We start from the raw sequence: 17,531 nt of genomic DNA, 5'->3' as shown, positions 1-17,531 counted from the left end.
TTCTTAATTCTTCCGGTTATAAATAAAGCACTGCAAGGAGAGATTAAAAAGTGAAGCCAAGAGGCTGAATGTGGGGTAGGAGCGAGGAGAGTGAACAAGTTGAAATTAGAAAAATTTCGAAAAATAATAGGTCTTTGTCTCCTTGTTTCTTTAGTTTTTATTGGATGTTTTAAACCGCTTCGAACGTTTATTTCATCACCGAAACAACTTGTTGTTTTTGAAGGACAACAATCAGAAATATCATCATTACCAGTTTTCAAAGCTTCATCCACAAATCGTCATGTATTTACAGTGAGTTCGAATGAACAAAAACAAGGACTTATGGTAAATTCTCATCAAAATGGTGAAGCTGATATGGTATTTCAGCTTGCTGGTTTTCCAGTGAAAAAAGTAAATGTGAAAGTGTTAAAAGATTTTAAAGTGATTCCAGGTGGACAATCAATTGGTGTGAAATTAAATACAAAAGGTGTACTTGTTGTAGGCCATCATTTAATTCAAACTGAAAAAGGTAAAATATCTCCTGGTGAAACAGCAGGTGTACAAATTGGAGATATGATTACTGAAATTAATGGTAAAACAATTGAAAGAATGAGTGATGTAGCACCGTTTATTCATAATAGTGGAGAAACAGGTGAACCGCTTAATCTTGTATTGTTAAGAGATGGAAAATATATTCGTACGAAGCTAACTCCACAAAAAGACAACGGTGAATCGTCTTATCGAATTGGCTTGTATATCCGTGATTCGGCAGCTGGAATTGGAACGATGACATTTGTTCATCCAGATTCTATGAAATATGGGGCACTTGGTCATGTTATTTCTGATAATGATACGAAAAAGCCGATTCAAGTCGAAGATGGACAAATTATGCGCTCGACAGTTACATCAATTGAAAGAGGTAGTCATGGGAATCCAGGGGAGAAATTAGCAAGATTCTCACCAGACCGTGAAGTGATTGGCAATATTACAATTAATAGTCCATATGGTATTTTTGGAAAATTAAATACGAATATGAAAAACGGTATAATGGATAAAGCAATGCCTATCGCATTATCTCATCAAGTAAAAGAAGGACCGGCAAAAATATTAACAGTTATTGATCAAGATAAAGTAGAAGCGTTTGATATTGAAGTTGTTAGTACAGTGCAGCAAAAATTCCCAGCCACAAAGGGTATGGTAATAAAAGTAACAGATAAACGTCTATTAGCGAAAACGGGCGGTATCGTACAAGGAATGAGCGGAAGTCCAATTGTACAAAATGGAAAAGTAATTGGTGCTGTTACACATGTATTTGTAAATGATCCAACATCAGGATATGGTGTTCATATTGAATGGATGTTACATCAAGCTGGAATTAATATTTATGATCAAGAGAAAAAAGCGAGCTAATATATATTATTAGCTCGCTTTTTCTGTTGAAAAATTCGTTGGAATTTTGTAAAAGCTCCGCAAGAGGTGTTTTTTGTTGTAAAATAAAAGGAAAGGGTTGAACGTTTCGTTGTATTTCTATGATGGAATGTGTTGCGAAAGGGAATAAATGAACGATAAACATATTTTTTTGTGATTTTATCGGAAAGTAAGAAACTTTAAAAGGGAATTTTCACACAATTGTCGAACAATTCATGTAGCCTAGAAGGATACACATGTCGGAGAATCGATTCGGTAAGGGAGGAAAAGCTGTGGAGAAAATTAAAGTATGTCTTGTGGATGATAATAAAGAACTAGTATCAATGTTAGAGAGCTATGTAGCCGCTCAAGATGATATGGAAGTAATCGGTACTGCTTATAATGGTCAAGAGTGTTTAAACTTATTAACAGATAAGCAACCTGATGTACTCGTTTTAGACATTATTATGCCACACTTAGATGGTTTAGCTGTATTGGAGAAAATGCGACATATTGAAAGGTTAAAACAGCCTAGCGTAATTATGTTGACAGCATTTGGCCAAGAAGATGTGACGAAAAAAGCAGTTGACTTAGGTGCCTCATATTTCATATTAAAACCATTTGATATGGAGAATTTAACGAGTCATATTCGTCAAGTGAGTGGTAAAGCAAACACTATGATTAAGCGTCCACTACCATCATTCCGATCAGCCACAACAGTAGATGGAAAACCGAAAAACTTAGATGCGAGTATTACGAGTATCATTCATGAAATTGGTGTACCCGCTCATATTAAAGGATATATGTATTTACGAGAAGCAATCTCCATGGTATACAATGATATCGAATTATTAGGATCGATTACGAAAGTATTGTATCCAGATATCGCAAAGAAATATAATACAACAGCAAGCCGTGTGGAGCGCGCAATTCGTCACGCAATTGAAGTAGCTTGGAGCCGTGGGAATATTGATTCTATTTCGTCCTTATTCGGTTATACAGTATCCATGTCAAAAGCAAAACCTACGAATTCTGAGTTTATCGCAATGGTTGCGGATAAGCTGAGACTTGAACATAAAGCTAGTTGAGAGTAAAAGTAGTAAGGGATTTAAGCTTTAGTAAAGCTTAATAATTCTTGAAATTGATACTCGATATCAAATTTAAAACCAATGAACTTTTTATTTAAAGACCAATGAATGTTATAATTCGTTGGTCTTTTTATTTTGTTGAGAAAAAGAGATTATTTGATAGTATGGAAAATAAAACCTATTTTTAGTAATATTACATGTAAGTGGGTTTTTTATAAGGTAATAAAATAGATATAGATAGGGAGAAGGGGAATGGAAAATAAAATTTCAACTTGGCTAGGAATAGTAGCAGCTATGGGAGTTCTTGCTATTGCAGTTACATTTGGAATGTTAGAACTTGCAGATAATCCCGTAGATAAAGAAGTGAGCGCTCAAATAGATAAAAAAGAAGACCAAACAATAGTAGGTAGAGAGGTAGATGGGGTCTTTGTTGATGTGTATGTTACTGAAAATTCTACTGAAAGCGAAGTCATTACAGCGATGCATCGCATGACTCATCAAAAAGTGGTGGCAGAACGAAAATCGGGCTCTATCCCAATGATTCAAAGTAATGCTAAAAAATTAAAAGAAATTATAAATAAGAGTAGCTTTGCGAAGAAAAATGAACTTTTAGCAATTGCTGATAGATGGGCGAAAAAAGATTTTAGTAAAATTGTAGAAGATCACAATTATTTCTCGGATGCTCAAGAAGATAGCGTTTGTAAAGCAACTAGAGCAATGGATGCGTTAGAAGAGCAACATTATATTTTAACTACATTCGGGGAGGAAAAAGCGAAAGAACTATACGAATCAGGGGATGCTCCGCACGTTCAATAAAAAACAATATAAAGGGCTTCTAGTTTTTTTATGATCGTGTTTTTAGGACGCAATGGGGACTTATAAATAAATGGTCTGCTTTCTTTATGACGTGTAACAAAAAAGAAAAGATGTGATTCATTATTAAATGATGAAGGAACGGCTAAATCACATCGTAGTACATCTGTTAAAGGATTTTAGTAGGAAAGGCATCCGTGATATAATAGAAAATAATAAAAAGTCCTGCAAAACAGGACTGTATTATTCTTCGTCTTTATTTTGTTTTTCTAATTCAACTAGTTTTTGAATTAAAATGTGCTGCGGCATATGCATGAGTTGTTCAAGTGGAACACCTAGTGCTTTTGATAAGCGGACTGCAGTATCTGGAGAGATTTGTAATGGTCTCATAGAAGTACCTCCTTTTTCGTATAGTATAGCATAAGATTGGGGGAGTGAGGATGACTCTTATATTTGCACATCGTGGTGCGGCTGGAACGTACCCAGAAAATACAATGATTTCATTTGAAGCAGCTGAGTCTTTTAGAGCGGATGGAATTGAACTTGATGTTCAATTAACGAAAGATGGAAAAGTTGTCGTCATTCACGATGAAACGGTGGACCGGACAACAAATGGAAAAGGTGCGGTTTGCAATTATGTATATGAGGACTTATGCAAGTTAGATGCAAGTTATAAATTTGGTGATAAAGTAGGTTTTTGTAAAATACCACTTTTAGAAGAGGTATTAGAATGGCTTGAACAAACGAGTTTGCTACTTAATATTGAACTTAAAAATAATAAAATTCCATACAGAGGTTTAGAGGAAGAAGTTATAACGCTTGTACGGAAATTTAGTCTAGAGGATCGTGTTATATTTTCTTCGTTTAATCACTACAGTATGAAACGGTGCCATATGATGGCTCCTGATATTCAAACAGCAATTTTATATCGCGAAGGTTTGCATAGTCCGTGGGCATACGCGAAAAAAATGGGGGCTACAGCAGTACATCCGAATTATCGTTATCTTCAAGATGCTATTGCCGAACTAACGATGGAAAGTGGTGTAGAAGTTCGCCCTTATACAATTAATGAAGAAACGCTTATGCGTAAATATTTTGATATGAATATATCGGCGATTATTACTGATTACCCTGAAACGGCAAGAACGTTATTGCCAATAAAAAAATGAGACCGCGTGTAACGGTCTCATTTTTTTATTTATAAATAGTGGGGCATTCCTATCTTCTAAAGCGAGCTTGTACTTTATTTCGTTTGCGATCTCGGTGCAAGACGAAGCCACCAAAGATATAAAACCCTAGCGCGAAGCAGAGAGCGCCGATTAAAAATTGTAACCACAGTATGGAAATTGGTGGAAATAGAATCCCGAATACAGTATCTCTCATTAACTTTATACCAAACACAGCTAATGAAATAGGGATGAGTGCTAATAGTAGAGCAACGTAACGCTGCATACATAACGCTCCTTTTCAGATTATTTCGTATATTTTAATGATGTTATACGGAAAGGGGGTTTGTCAAGAGGGTGCTGAACGAGTAAGATAAGGGTGTGAAAAAATTTGCAGAGTTACTTCGAGAGGAAGTGTAATATATGAAACAAAAAGTATTAATTGTTGGTGCAGGTGAAGGCGGGAGCGCGCTGCTGAATCTGTTACAAAGTTCGAATATATTTCAAATTATAGGGATTATTGATATAAATCCGTTGGCAAAAGGACTACAAATTGCTAAGGAATACGGGATTGCAATTGGAGAAAGTGTAACTCCATTTCTTTCTATGCATATCGATGTAATATTTGATATGACAGGTGAAGATGATGTACATAAAGTTTTATCAGAAAAAAAGAAAAAAGACACTCTTCTTATACCAGGTGATATCGCAAAAATTGTTACAGGATTAGCGCATGAGAAGGAAGGGCTAATTGGGCGGTTAGAGGAACAGACGCAACAAGGAGAATTAATTTTAAATTCTACACATGACGGCATGATTGTAATTGATCGAGAGGGACAAGTTCGTCTTTTTAATAAAAGTGCAGAGCGTATTATCGGATATAAAAAAGAAGAGGCGATAGGAAAGTATATTTTAGAAGTCATTCCAACTAGTAAATTACTTCGCATTATACGTACGAAACAAATAGAAGTAAATTATGAACTGACATTAGAGAATGGAAAGAAAATTATTACAACGCGTATTCCAATATTAAAAGAAGGAGGAGAGGTACAAGGGGCATTTGCAATTTTTAAAGATATAACAGAAGTTGTAGATCTTGCGGAAGAAGTTACAGACTTAAAAGAAATTCAAACACTATTAGAGGCAATTATTAACTCATCTGAAGAAGCGATTTCGGTTGTGGATGAAAAAGGAAGAGGTTTAGTCATTAACCCAGCATATACGAAATTAACGGGTTTAACAGAAGAAGATATTATTGGGAAGCCTGCTACAACTGATATTGTAGAAGGCGAAAGTATGCATATGAAAGTACTTCGAACGCGTCGTGCGGTGCGCGGAATACATATGAAGATTGGGCAAAAAAAGAGAGATGTAATTGTAAACGTAGCACCAGTTATTGTGGATGGAATATTGAAAGGAAGCGTCGGTGTTATCCGTGACGTGTCGGAAATTCAAAAATTAACAAATGAATTGAATAGAGCAAGGCAAATTATTCGTACATTAGAAGCGAAATATTCATTTGATGATATTGTCGGAAATTCAGATGAAACAACGGCAGCTATCGAACAGGCGAAGCTAGGAGCGAATACACCAGCAACAGTACTGTTACGCGGGGAATCTGGGACTGGTAAAGAATTGTTTGCACATGCAATCCATAATGGAAGTAATCGAAAATACAATAAGTTCGTCCGTGTAAACTGTGCGGCCATTTCGGAGACGTTGTTAGAAAGTGAATTATTTGGTTATGAGGAAGGGGCGTTTTCTGGAGCGAAAAGAGGCGGGAAACGTGGGTTCTTTGAGGAAGCGAATAACGGTAGTATTTTTTTAGATGAAATAGGGGAGTTGTCTGCAAATACACAAGCGAAACTCCTTCGTGTATTGCAGGAAAAAGAAATTGTAAAAGTTGGTGGAACGAAAGCGATACCTATTAATGTTCGAGTAATTGCAGCGACACATGTGAATTTAGAAAAGGCTATTCTAGAAGGGAAGTTTAGGGAGGATTTATATTATCGATTAAATAAAATTCCAATTCAAATTCCATCTCTTCGTCAACGTAAAGGAGATATACCGACAATTGCGGACAGATTGATTCAAAAAATTAATCAAGATTACGGTCGTAATGTAGAAGGGCTCACTGATCCAGCTGTTTTATATTTACAATCATACGAATGGCCAGGAAATGTGAGGGAACTTGAAAATATTTTGGGGAGAGCTATTATCTTTATGAATTATAACGAGACCTATATTGATGTACACCATTTACCGCCATTACATAACGAAGAGCAGGTGGAGTCAAAGCAATCTCATTTATTACCTGAATTAGAAGAAAAGCCACTTGAACATTTAGTGACAGAGTTTGAAGGGAATATTATTTATGAATATTTGGAGAGATTTGAGGGGAATAAAACACAAACTGCAAAAGCGTTAGGAATTTCCGTTCGAAATTTATATTACAAGCTAGAAAAGTATGACCATGCAAAAAATAGCATGCAATAAATTGCGTACCGTGCAATTTATTGCATGGTATACAAAAAGCGACAAAATAAGACAGAATCTTTCGTTATTTTCCAAAGTATTGATTTTACTGCATTTTGAATGCGTTTTCATTATTGGTAAGACCACTTTTAAAAGTTGGCACGGTATTTGCTTTATAAATAGACGAGGGACGACGGAAAGGGTTGATTACAAAATATGAAGTTAGAATACTTAATTGATCAAGCAGCAGGAAAGCCTAAAAAAACTGTGGCTGTAGCAGTAGCTGAAGATCATGAAGTAATTGAAGCTGTAGCGAAAGCAATTAAATTACAGCTAGCTCAATTTCGTCTATATGGAAATCAAGAAAAAATAATGGGGATGCTACAAGAACATGGTTTACAAACTTCAGAACATGTTGAAGTGATTGCAGCAATGTCTAGTGCTGAAGCTGCAGAACTTTCTGTTAAAGCTGTGAGAAATGGTGAAGCAGATGTGCTTATGAAGGGGAACATCCCAACAGCGAATATTTTGAAGGCTGTGTTAAACAAAGAGTGGGGCCTACGTAAAGGTAGCGTACTTTCACATGTAGCAGCATTTGAAGTTCAAAATTACGACCGTCTTATTTTCGTTACAGATGCAGCGATGAACATCGCACCTGACGTAACACAAAAAGCTGCTATTATACAAAATACTGTAGAAGTTGCCCAGGCAATAGGAATCGACTTGCCCAAAGTGGCACCAATCGCAGCAGTAGAAGTTGTGAATCCAGCGATGCAGGCGACAATTGATGCAGCGATGTTAACACAAATGAATCGCCGCGGACAAATTAAAGATTGTATCGTTGATGGACCACTTGCTTTAGATAATGCAGTATCACAAATTGCAGCAGAGCATAAAGGCATAGTAAGTGATGTAGCAGGTAAGGCAGATATTTTACTCGTCCCAACGATTGAAGCTGGAAATGTGCTATATAAATCACTCGTATACTTTGCGGATGCAAAAGTAGGAGCAATGATTGCTGGCGCAAAAGCACCGATTGTTTTAACATCTCGTGCTGATTCAGCAGAAACAAAAGTATATTCATTAGCATTGGCAGTTGCGACTGCTTCAAAATAAACCAAAAAGGGTAAAACATTAGGGGGAAACGACAATGACATTAGAAATCTTCGAATACTTAGAAAAATATGATTATGAGCAAGTAGTATTTTGTCAAGATAAAGAATCTGGTTTAAAAGCAATTATTGCAATTCATGATACAACACTTGGACCGGCTCTTGGTGGAACAAGAATGTGGACATATGATTCTGAAGAAGCGGCGATTGAAGATGCATTGCGTCTTGCAAAAGGGATGACATACAAAAACGCAGCAGCTGGTTTAAACTTAGGTGGTGCGAAAACAGTAATTATCGGTGATCCTCGTAAAGATAAGAGCGAAGCAATGTTCCGTGCACTAGGACGTTATATCCAAGGACTAAACGGACGTTACATTACAGCTGAAGATGTTGGTACAACAGTAGATGATATGGATATTATCCATGAAGAAACTGACTTTGTAACAGGTATCTCACCATCATTCGGTTCTTCTGGTAACCCATCTCCAGTAACTGCATACGGTGTTTACCGTGGTATGAAAGCAGCTGCAAAAGAAGCTTTCGGTACTGACAATTTAGAAGGAAAAGTAATTGCTGTTCAAGGCGTTGGTAACGTAGCATATCACCTATGCAAACATTTACACGCTGAAGGAGCAAAATTAATCGTTACAGATATTAATAAAGAAGCTGTACAACGTGCTGTAGAAGAATTCGGTGCATCAGCAGTTGAACCAAATGAAATTTACGGTGTTGAATGCGATATTTACGCACCATGTGCATTAGGCGCAACAGTTAATGATGAAACTATTCCACAACTTAAAGCAAAAGTAATCGCAGGTTCTGCAAATAACCAATTAAAAGAAAATCGTCACGGTGACATCATTCATGAAATGGGTATTGTATACGCACCAGATTATGTAATTAATGCAGGTGGCGTAATTAACGTAGCAGACGAATTATATGGATACAATAGAGAACGTGCACTAAAACGTGTTGAGTCTATTTATGACACAATTGCAAAAGTAATCGAAATTTCAAAACGCGATGGCATAGCAACTTATGTAGCGGCAGATCGTCTAGCTGAAGAGCGCATTGCAAGCTTGAAAAATTCTCGTAGCACTTACTTACGCAACGGTCACGATATTATTAGCCGTCGCTAATCATTCATATATAACTTTTACAAAAGGCGTGGTTACCTCTTATGAGGTTTCCACTTCCTTTTGAATTTATTAGTGGAGGTAGCAACATTGTCTGTAAATCGAATTCTTGTTATTAACCCAGGTAGTACATCCACAAAAATTGGTGTTTTTGATAATGAAAGACCCGTTTTAGAAGAAACGATTCGTCATGACGTAGAACAGATTGGGAAATACAAGCGAATTATCGACCAATATGAGTTTCGAAAAGAAACGATTTTAGAAGTTCTACATTCTCATGGTATTAACATTTCAAAATTAAACGCTGTTTGTGGACGTGGTGGATTACTTCGTCCAATCGAAGGCGGTACGTATACAGTAAACGATGCGATGTTAGAAGATTTAAAAAATGGGTTTAGCGGTCATCACGCTTCAAACCTTGGAGGCATTTTAGCATATGAAATTGCTTCTGGATTAAACATTCCTGCATTTATTGTGGATCCTGTCGTTGTAGATGAGATGGAGCCAGTTGCTCGTATAAGTGGTATTGCTGGTATGGAACGTAAAAGTATCTTCCATGCATTAAATCAAAAAGCAGTTGCTCGTAAAGTAGCCGAACAGTTAAACCACAAATATGAGGATTTAAATTTATTAGTTACACATATGGGCGGTGGTATTACAGTTGGTGCTCATAAAAAAGGAAGAGTAATCGATGTGAATAACGGTTTAAACGGAGAAGGACCATTTAGTCCAGAGCGTGCTGGTACAGTACCAGTAGGGCAACTAGTAGAAATGTGTTTCTCTGGTGAGTATTACCGAGATGAAATGATTAAAAAGCTTGTCGGACAAGGTGGACTTGTAAGTTTAATCGGTACAAATGATGCGATTAAAGTAGAGAAAATGGTTGAAAAAGGTGATCCTGAAGCAACTCTTATTTATAAAGCAATGGCATATCAAGTTGCAAAAGAGATTGGCGGAGCTAGCGCTGTACTTCACGGGAAAATCGATGCAATCGTATTAACTGGTGGACTGGCATACAGTAAAATTCTTGTCGATGAAATAAAAGAGCGAGTGGACTGGATTGCAGATGTTATCGTACATCCAGGCGAAGATGAGTTAGAAGCGTTAGCAGAAGGAGCACTTCGTGTATTACGTGAAGAAGAAGCTCCAAAAGAATATGTTGTACGTGAAAAAGAAACGGTAGCTAGGGGTTGAGATAATGGCAAAAGAATATGATTTAGTCATCGTTGGCGGCGGTACTGGTGGATATGTTGCTGCAATTCGTGCATCACAACTAGGGTTAAAAACTGCACTAGTCGAAAAAGAAAATCTTGGTGGTACTTGTTTACACAAAGGATGTATCCCTAGTAAAGCTCTTTTACGTAGTGCGGAAGTATATGCAACTGCTAAAAAAAGCGAAGAGTTCGGAGTTATTGCAAGCAATGTAGAACTAAACTTTGCGAAAGTACAAGAGCGTAAAGAGAAGATTGTAACGCAGCTTCATAAAGGCGTTCAACACTTAATGAAACAAGGTAAAATTGATGTGTTTGAAGGTATTGGCCGTATTCTTGGCCCATCTATTTTCTCTCCGATGCCAGGGACAATTTCAGTTGAACTTGCAAGTGGAGAAGAGAATGAAATGTTAATTCCAAAAAATGTACTTATTGCAACAGGTTCTCGTCCAAATTCATTACCAGGTTTAGAATTAGACGGAGAGTACGTAATGTCTTCAGATCATGCCCTAAAAATGGAAACGCTTCCTAGTTCGATTATTATCGTTGGTGGCGGTGTAATCGGTATTGAGTGGGCATCTATGCTTGCTGACTTCGGTGTAGAAGTTACAGTATTAGAGTATGCAAAAACAATATTACCACTAGAAGATCAAGACATTTCAAAAGAAATGCAACGTCTATTCAAGAAAAAAGGTATTAAAGTGGTAACTGGTGCAAAAGTATTACCAGAAACATTGGTAAAAGATAATGGAGTAACAATCCAAGCTGAACACAACGGTGAAAATAAAGAATTTAAAGCAGAAAAAATGCTTGTATCTGTAGGAAGACAAGCGAATACGCAAAATATTGGCTTAGAGAACACAGATATCGTTGTGGAAAAAGGATACATTCAAACAAATGAGTTTTATCAAACGAAAGAATCGCATATTTACGCAATTGGAGATGTAATCGGTGGCCTGCAACTTGCTCACGTTGCTTCTCATGAAGGAATTGCTGCAGTAGAACATATTGCAGGGAAAGAAGTTACACCAATTGATTACTCTATGGTATCAAAATGCGTATATAGCAGTCCAGAAGTTGCTTCTGTCGGTTTAACAGAACAAGAAGCGAAAGAAAAAGGCTATAAGTTAAAAGTAGGTAAGTTCTCATTCCGCGCAATCGGAAAAGCACTTGTATACGGAGAATCAGATGGTTTCGTAAAACTTGTAGTTGATGAAGAGACAAATGACATTCTTGGTGTTCATATGATTGGACCACATGTAACAGATATGATTTCTGAAGCGGGTCTTGCAAGAGTACTTGATGCAACACCTTGGGAAGTAGCACATACAATTCATCCGCATCCATCATTATCTGAGGCGATTGGTGAAGCAGCACTTGCTGTAGATGGAAGAGCGTTACACGCATAAAAATGTGGATTTAGGAGGTTATGAAAAATGGCAGAAGTAAAAGAAAAGCGCCATGAAGAGCTTGGCTTAAGTGATGAGCAAGTATTAGAAATGTTCCGTACGATGTTACTTGCACGTAAAATTGACGAACGTATGTGGTTATTAAACCGCGCTGGTAAAATTCCATTCGTAATTTCTTGTCAAGGACAAGAGGCTGCACAAGTTGGAGCGGCGTTCGCTCTTGATAGAGAGAAAGATTATGCATTACCATACTACCGTGATATGGGTGTTGTACTAGCATTTGGTATGACAGCTAAAGAGCTTATGTTGTCTGCTTTTGCGAAAGCTGGAGATCCAAACTCTGGTGGTCGTCAAATGCCTGGTCACTTCGGTCAAAAGAAAAATCGTATTGTTACAGGTTCATCTCCAGTAACAACACAAGTACCACATGCAGTTGGTATTGCACTAGCTGGAAAAATGGAGAAGAAAGATTTAGTAACGTTCGTTACATTTGGAGAAGGCTCTTCAAACCAAGGTGACTTCCATGAAGGGGCAAACTTTGCTGGTGTACACAAACTACCTGTTATTTTTATGTGTGAAAATAACAAATATGCAATCTCTATTCCAGTTGAAAAACAATTAGCATGTAAAAACGTATCAGATCGTGCGATTGGTTACGGTATGCCTGGATATACAATAGACGGAAACGATCCACTTGCAGTATATAAAGCTGTAAAAGAAGCAGCAGATCGCGGTCGTCGTGGTGAAGGACCAACTTTAATTGAAACAGTATCATATCGTTTAACAGCACATTCTAGTGACGATGATGATCGTGTTTATCGTGATAAAGAAGAAGTAGAAGAAGCAAAGAAAAAAGATTCAATTATAACATTCGCAGCTTATTTAAAAGAAGCTGGTGTGTTAACTGAGGAATCCGAAAAACAAATGTTAGACGAAATTATGCATATCGTAAATGAAGCAACAGAATATGCAGAAAATGCTCCGTATGCAGCACCTGAAGATGCATTGAAGCACGTATACGCAGAATAGGGGGGAACGTTTCATGGCTGTAATGTCTTATATTGATGCTATTACATTAGCAATGCGCGAAGAAATGGAACGCGATGAGAAAGTATTCGTTTTAGGAGAAGATGTTGGTAAAAAAGGTGGCGTGTTTAAAGCGACACACGGTTTGTATGATCAATTTGGTGAAGATCGTGCGCTTGATGCACCGCTTGCAGAATCTGCAATTGCTGGGGTAGCAATTGGTGCAGCAATGTATGGTATGCGTCCAATCGCTGAAATGCAGTTTGCTGATTTCATCATGCCAGCAGTAAACCAAATTGTTTCTGAGGCGGCAAAAATTCGTTATCGTTCTAATAATGATTGGACTTGTCCAGTTACAATCCGTGCACCATTTGGCGGGGGGGTTCACGGTGCATTGTATCATTCACAATCTGTAGAAGCGATGTTTGCAAACCAACCAGGTTTAAAAATCGTTATCCCTTCTACACCATATGATGCAAAAGGCTTATTAAAAGCAGCCATTCGTGATGAAGATCCAGTATTATTCTTCGAACATAAACGTGCATATCGTTTAATTAAAGGTGAAGTACCAGAGGATGACTACGTATTACCAATCGGAAAAGCAGATGTAAAACGTGAAGGTGATGATATTACAGTTATCACGTACGGATTATGTGTTCATTTTGCTCTTCAAGCGGCTGAAAAGTTAGCACAAGATGGCATCTCTGCACACATTCTTGATTTACGTACTGTATATCCATTAGATAAAGAAGCAATCATTGAAGCAGCTTCTAAAACAGGTAAAGTTCTTCTTGTAACAGAAGACAATAAAGAAGGAAGCATTATGAGTGAAGTGGCAGCAATTATCGCTGAAAACTGTCTATTTGATTTAGATGCGCCAATCGCACGTCTTGCAGGTCCAGACGTTCCAGCAATGCCATATGCACCAACAATGGAAAAATTCTTTATGGTAAATCCAGATAAAGTTGAAAAAGCAATGCGTGAACTTGCGGAATTTTAATCGGGGGGACTATACATGGCTGTAGAAAATATTACAATGCCTCAGCTCGGGGAGAGCGTTACAGAGGGCACAATTAGTAAATGGCTCGTTAATGTTGGCGATCACGTAAATAAGTATGATCCGCTTGCAGAAGTAATGACTGATAAAGTAAATGCTGAAGTACCATCTTCTTTCACGGGTGTTGTGAAAGAGTTAATCGCTGGTGAAGGTGATACGTTAGCTGTAGGTGAAGTAGTTTGTGTTATTCAAGTAGAAGGCGCAGATGAAGTAGCAGCAACAGCTGTTGAGGAAAAAACTAAAGAAGAATCAAAGGCAGAAGTAGCTACGTCTGAAAAAGCACCGAAAGTAAAACAACCAACTGATGGAAAACCACGTTTTTCACCAGCTGTGTTAAAGCTTGCGGGTGAGCATAACGTTGATTTAGATCTAGTAGAAGGTACGGGAGCAAACGGCCGTATCACTCGTAAAGATATTTTAAAGCTAGTGGAATCTGGAAATATCCCACAAGCAGGTGCGGCGAAGAAAGAGGAAGCTGTAGCGGCAGTAGTAGAAGCTCGCCCAGAAGCACCAAAAGCAGCACCAGTAGCGCAAAAAGTAGAAGCTGCGAAATCAGTTTCTGTACCTACAATGCCTGGAGATATCGAAATTCCAGTAACAGGTGTGCGTAAAGCAATCGCAGCAAACATGTTACGTAGTAAACACGAAGCACCACATGCTTGGATGATGATTGAAGTAGATGTGACAAACCTTGTGTCATACCGTAACTCAATTAAAGGTGACTTTAAGAAGCGTGAAGGCTTTAACTTAACGTTCTTTGCTTTCTTCGTAAAAGCAGTAGCACAAGCGTTAAAAGAGTATCCTCAAATTAATTCAATGTGGGCTGGCGATAAAATTGTTCAGAAGAAAGATATTAACCTTTCTATCGCTGTTGCAACAGAGGAAGAACTATTTGTACCAGTAATTAAGCAAGCGGACGAGAAAACAATTAAAGGTATCGCTCGTGAAATTACAGAACTTGCAGGAAAAGTACGTACGAAATCGTTAAAAGCAGACGAAATGCAAGGTGGAACATTTACAATTAATAACACAGGATCATTCGGTTCTGTTCAATCTATGGGTATTATTAATTACCCACAAGCGGCTATTTTACAAGTTGAATCAATTGTAAAACGCCCAGTAATTATGGATAACGGTATGTTCGGTGCTCGTGATATGGTTAACTTATGTTTATCACTTGATCACCGAGTACTTGATGGTTTAATTTGTGGTAAGTTCTTAGGACGTGTTAAAGAAATTTTAGAAAACATGTCAGAAAATAATACATCTGTATATTAATAAAAAGCTCGCTTATGCGAGCTTTTTATTATCTTATTTCTTCATCTACATCCTACTATATGTATAAATATCTTTCCCAGTAATCTTACAATAAACGATTATGTATTAGGAATTTACGAAAATACATTGCTGATATATGGTATATGGATATAAAATAAGAAAAGAATAATTTTTTTGGCAAATCTTACTGATGAAACTGTAGTATAATATATTGTATTGTATGAAAAAGAGAGTTATTCTATATAAGTGTTTTATAGATAATGTGTAATCAGTCGTCAAAACATGAAGAATGTTGACTCCTGGTTTTTTATTTTTGCCGTAACAATGTTTCAGGAGGATGTCATGAAAAGAAGTACCGAGTTTCTAAAAAGTTTAGATGTAAAATTAATTTTAATTTTGTGTGCACTATGTGTGACGAGTATAGCTGCTATATATAGCAGTCAGCAAACGGGACAGTATGGAGCTGCAAACTTTGCTATGAAACAAGGTGTTAACTACATAATTGGGGTTGTATTGTTACTTCTTGTTGCAAGCATCGACTTAGATCAATTGCAAAAATTATCTTGGCCGCTTTATATTGCTGGATTTGCTTCACTTATTCTTTTGAAAGTATTACCACCATCAGGTTTTACACCTGAAAAATTAGGTGCAAAAAGATGGTTTGTTTTCCCAGTATTTGGGCAAATTCAGCCGTCTGAGTTTTTCAAAATTGCATTGCTACTTGTAGTAGCGAGTATAGCAGTGAAACATAATGCACAGTATATGGCAAGGACATTCCAAACAGATTTAAAGCTAGTAGGTAAAATTATGCTAGTGTCACTTCCACCTATGGCGGTTGTATATAGTCAACCTGATACAGGTATGGTGTTCTTATATGCTGCTGCTATTGCATGTATTTTATTTATGTCAGGTATTCAAAAGAAATTGATAGCATTATGTACAGTTATTCCGTTGACCATATTATCTGCTTTAATATTTATTTTCTTTAAGTATCAAGACTTTTTCTATAATAATTTAGTTACTTTACTAAAGCCTCACCAACAGTCGCGTATTGTAGGTTGGTTAAATCCATTTGAAAATGCAGATCAAGGTTATCAAACACAGCAATCGATTTTAGCTGTAGGTAGTGGAGGAATGGAAGGTAAAGGGTTTGGGGGAGGAAGCGTCTATATTCCAGAGAAGCATACTGACTTTATTTTCGCTACAATTGCCGAAGAAGGTGGATTTATCGTAGCAGCCTTAGTTGTCTTCTTGTTCCTATTACTACTATATCGAACAATTATTATTGGTTATTCCGCTGATAATTTATTTGGTACATTATTATGCGCTGGATCAATCGGTATATTAACAGTTCAAATATTCCAAAACATCGGTATGATCGTTGGATTAATGCCTGTAAAAGGTATTGCATTACCTTTCTTATCGTATGGGGGAAGTTCCTTATTCTCAAATATGATTATGATGGGGCTCATATTATCGGTACGGAAAACGTATAAAAAATATATGTTTTCAGTTAAGTAAAAAAAGCTGGTTCGTTTTTAAACGAACCAGCTTTTTTACATATATGCTCATAAACGTTGCAAACTAAAACAGGATAGCAGTTTGAGACGGGTAAGGAGTGCAAAGTGATGCATATGCATATTTTTGAAGGAGCACGACATCTTTCTAATAGTGAATGGGTTATTCGGGCTATTATAGCATACATATTTTTAATATTAGTTGCGAAAGCGATGGGGCAAAGGTCTATCGCACAACTTCGTTTTTTAGATGTTGTATTAGTGTTATTGCTTGGTGGGAATATTTCTAACGCATTGTCTGATGAAAAAGTAGGGTTACTGGGATCGATGATTACAACGTTCATACTTGTTGTACTTCATATTATAAGCTCAGTTTTAATGCTGAAATGGGATAGATGGAGACGTTTTTTAGAGCCTACACCTATTATTCTTATACACAATGGTTCCATTAATTTTAGCAATTTGAAAAAGGCGAGAATTACCTTGGAATATTTGTTTTCGGAACTTCGTATGCGAAATGTGAGCGATATTCAAACGATTAAATTAGCATTATGGGAAGCAAACGGTGTCGTTTCTATATTTCGGTATCCAGAATATGAAGCAGTTTCGCGGCTTGATCTTAAAGTGGCGGGAAAAAAATCTCCAGTTTCTTTTGTATTAGTAAAGGATGGGAGGATACAGAAAGATGTTCTTGCATTATTAGGAAAAACAGAAGCGTGGGCGAGAGAATTTCTAGAGGAGAGTACAGAAGTCGAATCTATTATGTTAGCTACAGTAGATGAATCACATAAAATAAATATTTTGTTAAAAAAATGAAAAATATACGCATTTTGTCGTTTCGTACATATGATACAATA

At 37.0% G+C, this 17,531-nt stretch carries 16 protein-coding genes; 14 read left to right on the top strand and 2 right to left on the bottom strand.

Annotated elements, in window-relative coordinates; all coding sequences use genetic code 11:
* Positions 1-90: 90 nt before the first annotated feature.
* From spoIVB to N2V80_RS20870, 3 genes are all read left to right on the top strand, one after another.
* Positions 91-1,389 carry a SpoIVB peptidase gene (spoIVB, locus tag N2V80_RS20880; RefSeq protein WP_002000940.1) on the top strand — a complete coding sequence of 433 codons (1,299 nt, stop codon included), beginning with the start codon at positions 91-93 and terminating at the stop codon, positions 1,387-1,389.
* A gap of 290 nt (positions 1,390-1,679) precedes the next feature.
* Complete coding sequence (spo0A, locus tag N2V80_RS20875) at positions 1,680-2,474, top strand: sporulation transcription factor Spo0A (protein WP_021727703.1); 795 nt, start codon at positions 1,680-1,682, stop codon at positions 2,472-2,474.
* Between the two features lie 252 nt (positions 2,475-2,726).
* Positions 2,727-3,290 (top strand): PRK06770 family protein, encoded by a 564-nt coding sequence (locus N2V80_RS20870; protein ID WP_000428227.1) that lies wholly within the window; start codon positions 2,727-2,729, stop codon positions 3,288-3,290.
* A 240-nt stretch (positions 3,291-3,530) separates the two neighbouring features.
* Here the strand turns inward: N2V80_RS20870 and N2V80_RS20865 are convergent, their stop codons facing one another.
* Entirely contained in the window at positions 3,531-3,677 is a 147-nt protein-coding gene (locus tag N2V80_RS20865) for a YycC family protein (protein WP_001247671.1), read from the bottom strand.
* A gap of 50 nt (positions 3,678-3,727) precedes the next feature.
* Here N2V80_RS20865 and N2V80_RS20860 point away from each other — a divergent pair, with 50 nt between their 5' ends.
* The gene (locus N2V80_RS20860) at positions 3,728-4,456 is read left to right on the top strand and encodes a glycerophosphodiester phosphodiesterase (RefSeq protein ID WP_061654467.1); all 729 of its coding nucleotides are present in this window, start codon (positions 3,728-3,730) and stop codon (positions 4,454-4,456) included.
* Between the two features lie 49 nt (positions 4,457-4,505).
* On the opposite strand, the gene N2V80_RS20855 is transcribed toward N2V80_RS20860, so the two are convergent.
* Entirely contained in the window at positions 4,506-4,739 is a 234-nt protein-coding gene (locus N2V80_RS20855; RefSeq protein ID WP_001190210.1) for a DUF2627 domain-containing protein, read from the bottom strand.
* Between the two features lie 137 nt (positions 4,740-4,876).
* Here N2V80_RS20855 and N2V80_RS20850 point away from each other — a divergent pair, with 137 nt between their 5' ends.
* The 10 genes from N2V80_RS20850 (at position 4,877) to N2V80_RS20805 (ending at position 17,490) form a co-directional block, all read left to right on the top strand.
* On the top strand, positions 4,877-6,949 hold the full coding sequence (locus tag N2V80_RS20850) for a sigma-54 interaction domain-containing protein (RefSeq protein WP_061654465.1): 2,073 nt from the start codon (positions 4,877-4,879) through the stop codon (positions 6,947-6,949).
* Between the two features lie 195 nt (positions 6,950-7,144).
* Complete coding sequence (gene yqiS / locus N2V80_RS20845; RefSeq protein WP_000764670.1) at positions 7,145-8,044, top strand: phosphate butyryltransferase; 900 nt, start codon at positions 7,145-7,147, stop codon at positions 8,042-8,044.
* 34 nt (positions 8,045-8,078) lie between these two features.
* Positions 8,079-9,179 carry a leucine dehydrogenase gene (locus N2V80_RS20840; protein ID WP_000171357.1) on the top strand — a complete coding sequence of 367 codons (1,101 nt, stop codon included), beginning with the start codon at positions 8,079-8,081 and terminating at the stop codon, positions 9,177-9,179.
* An 87-nt stretch (positions 9,180-9,266) separates the two neighbouring features.
* Complete coding sequence (buk, locus tag N2V80_RS20835; RefSeq protein ID WP_000115780.1) at positions 9,267-10,370, top strand: butyrate kinase; 1,104 nt, start codon at positions 9,267-9,269, stop codon at positions 10,368-10,370.
* 4 nt (positions 10,371-10,374) lie between these two features.
* On the top strand, positions 10,375-11,796 hold the full coding sequence (lpdA, locus tag N2V80_RS20830) for a dihydrolipoyl dehydrogenase (protein WP_061654463.1): 1,422 nt from the start codon (positions 10,375-10,377) through the stop codon (positions 11,794-11,796).
* 27 nt (positions 11,797-11,823) lie between these two features.
* Positions 11,824-12,825 carry a 3-methyl-2-oxobutanoate dehydrogenase subunit alpha gene (gene bfmBAA, locus N2V80_RS20825; protein WP_000852551.1) on the top strand — a complete coding sequence of 334 codons (1,002 nt, stop codon included), beginning with the start codon at positions 11,824-11,826 and terminating at the stop codon, positions 12,823-12,825.
* Between the two features lie 13 nt (positions 12,826-12,838).
* The gene (gene bfmBAB, locus N2V80_RS20820; RefSeq protein WP_000290071.1) at positions 12,839-13,822 is read left to right on the top strand and encodes a 3-methyl-2-oxobutanoate dehydrogenase subunit beta; all 984 of its coding nucleotides are present in this window, start codon (positions 12,839-12,841) and stop codon (positions 13,820-13,822) included.
* A 15-nt stretch (positions 13,823-13,837) separates the two neighbouring features.
* Positions 13,838-15,157, top strand: a complete 1,320-nt coding sequence (locus tag N2V80_RS20815) for a dihydrolipoamide acetyltransferase family protein (RefSeq protein WP_061654461.1) — start codon at positions 13,838-13,840, stop codon at positions 15,155-15,157.
* A gap of 342 nt (positions 15,158-15,499) precedes the next feature.
* Entirely contained in the window at positions 15,500-16,678 is a 1,179-nt protein-coding gene (locus N2V80_RS20810) for an FtsW/RodA/SpoVE family cell cycle protein (protein ID WP_000831181.1), read from the top strand.
* A gap of 107 nt (positions 16,679-16,785) precedes the next feature.
* Positions 16,786-17,490, top strand: coding sequence for a DUF421 domain-containing protein (locus tag N2V80_RS20805; protein WP_061654460.1), 705 nt, complete (start codon positions 16,786-16,788; stop codon positions 17,488-17,490).
* Positions 17,491-17,531 lie beyond the last annotated feature (41 nt).

It is taken from the genome of Bacillus sp. FSL W8-0640, from assembly GCF_038007725.1.
Taxonomy (GTDB): domain Bacteria; phylum Bacillota; class Bacilli; order Bacillales; family Bacillaceae_G; genus Bacillus_A; species Bacillus_A cereus.
This window is presented reverse-complemented; position numbering and strand designations above follow the sequence as displayed.

Bases quoted from the DNA above. Each gene is read 5' to 3' on its own strand.
- N2V80_RS20870 (WP_000428227.1), top strand. From the start codon at position 2,727: ATGGAAAATAAAATTTCAACTTGGCTAGGAATAGTAGCAGCTATGGGA.
- N2V80_RS20865 (WP_001247671.1), bottom strand. From the start codon at position 3,677: ATGAGACCATTACAAATCTCTCCAGATACTGCAGTCCGCTTATCAAAA.
- N2V80_RS20860 (WP_061654467.1), top strand. From the start codon at position 3,728: ATGACTCTTATATTTGCACATCGTGGTGCGGCTGGAACGTACCCAGAA.
- N2V80_RS20855 (WP_001190210.1), bottom strand. From the start codon at position 4,739: ATGCAGCGTTACGTTGCTCTACTATTAGCACTCATCCCTATTTCATTA.
- N2V80_RS20850 (WP_061654465.1), top strand. From the start codon at position 4,877: ATGAAACAAAAAGTATTAATTGTTGGTGCAGGTGAAGGCGGGAGCGCG.
- yqiS (WP_000764670.1), top strand. From the start codon at position 7,145: ATGAAGTTAGAATACTTAATTGATCAAGCAGCAGGAAAGCCTAAAAAA.
- N2V80_RS20840 (WP_000171357.1), top strand. From the start codon at position 8,079: ATGACATTAGAAATCTTCGAATACTTAGAAAAATATGATTATGAGCAA.
- lpdA (WP_061654463.1), top strand. From the start codon at position 10,375: ATGGCAAAAGAATATGATTTAGTCATCGTTGGCGGCGGTACTGGTGGA.
- bfmBAA (WP_000852551.1), top strand. From the start codon at position 11,824: ATGGCAGAAGTAAAAGAAAAGCGCCATGAAGAGCTTGGCTTAAGTGAT.
- bfmBAB (WP_000290071.1), top strand. From the start codon at position 12,839: ATGGCTGTAATGTCTTATATTGATGCTATTACATTAGCAATGCGCGAA.
- N2V80_RS20815 (WP_061654461.1), top strand. From the start codon at position 13,838: ATGGCTGTAGAAAATATTACAATGCCTCAGCTCGGGGAGAGCGTTACA.
- N2V80_RS20810 (WP_000831181.1), top strand. From the start codon at position 15,500: ATGAAAAGAAGTACCGAGTTTCTAAAAAGTTTAGATGTAAAATTAATT.
- N2V80_RS20805 (WP_061654460.1), top strand. From the start codon at position 16,786: ATGCATATGCATATTTTTGAAGGAGCACGACATCTTTCTAATAGTGAA.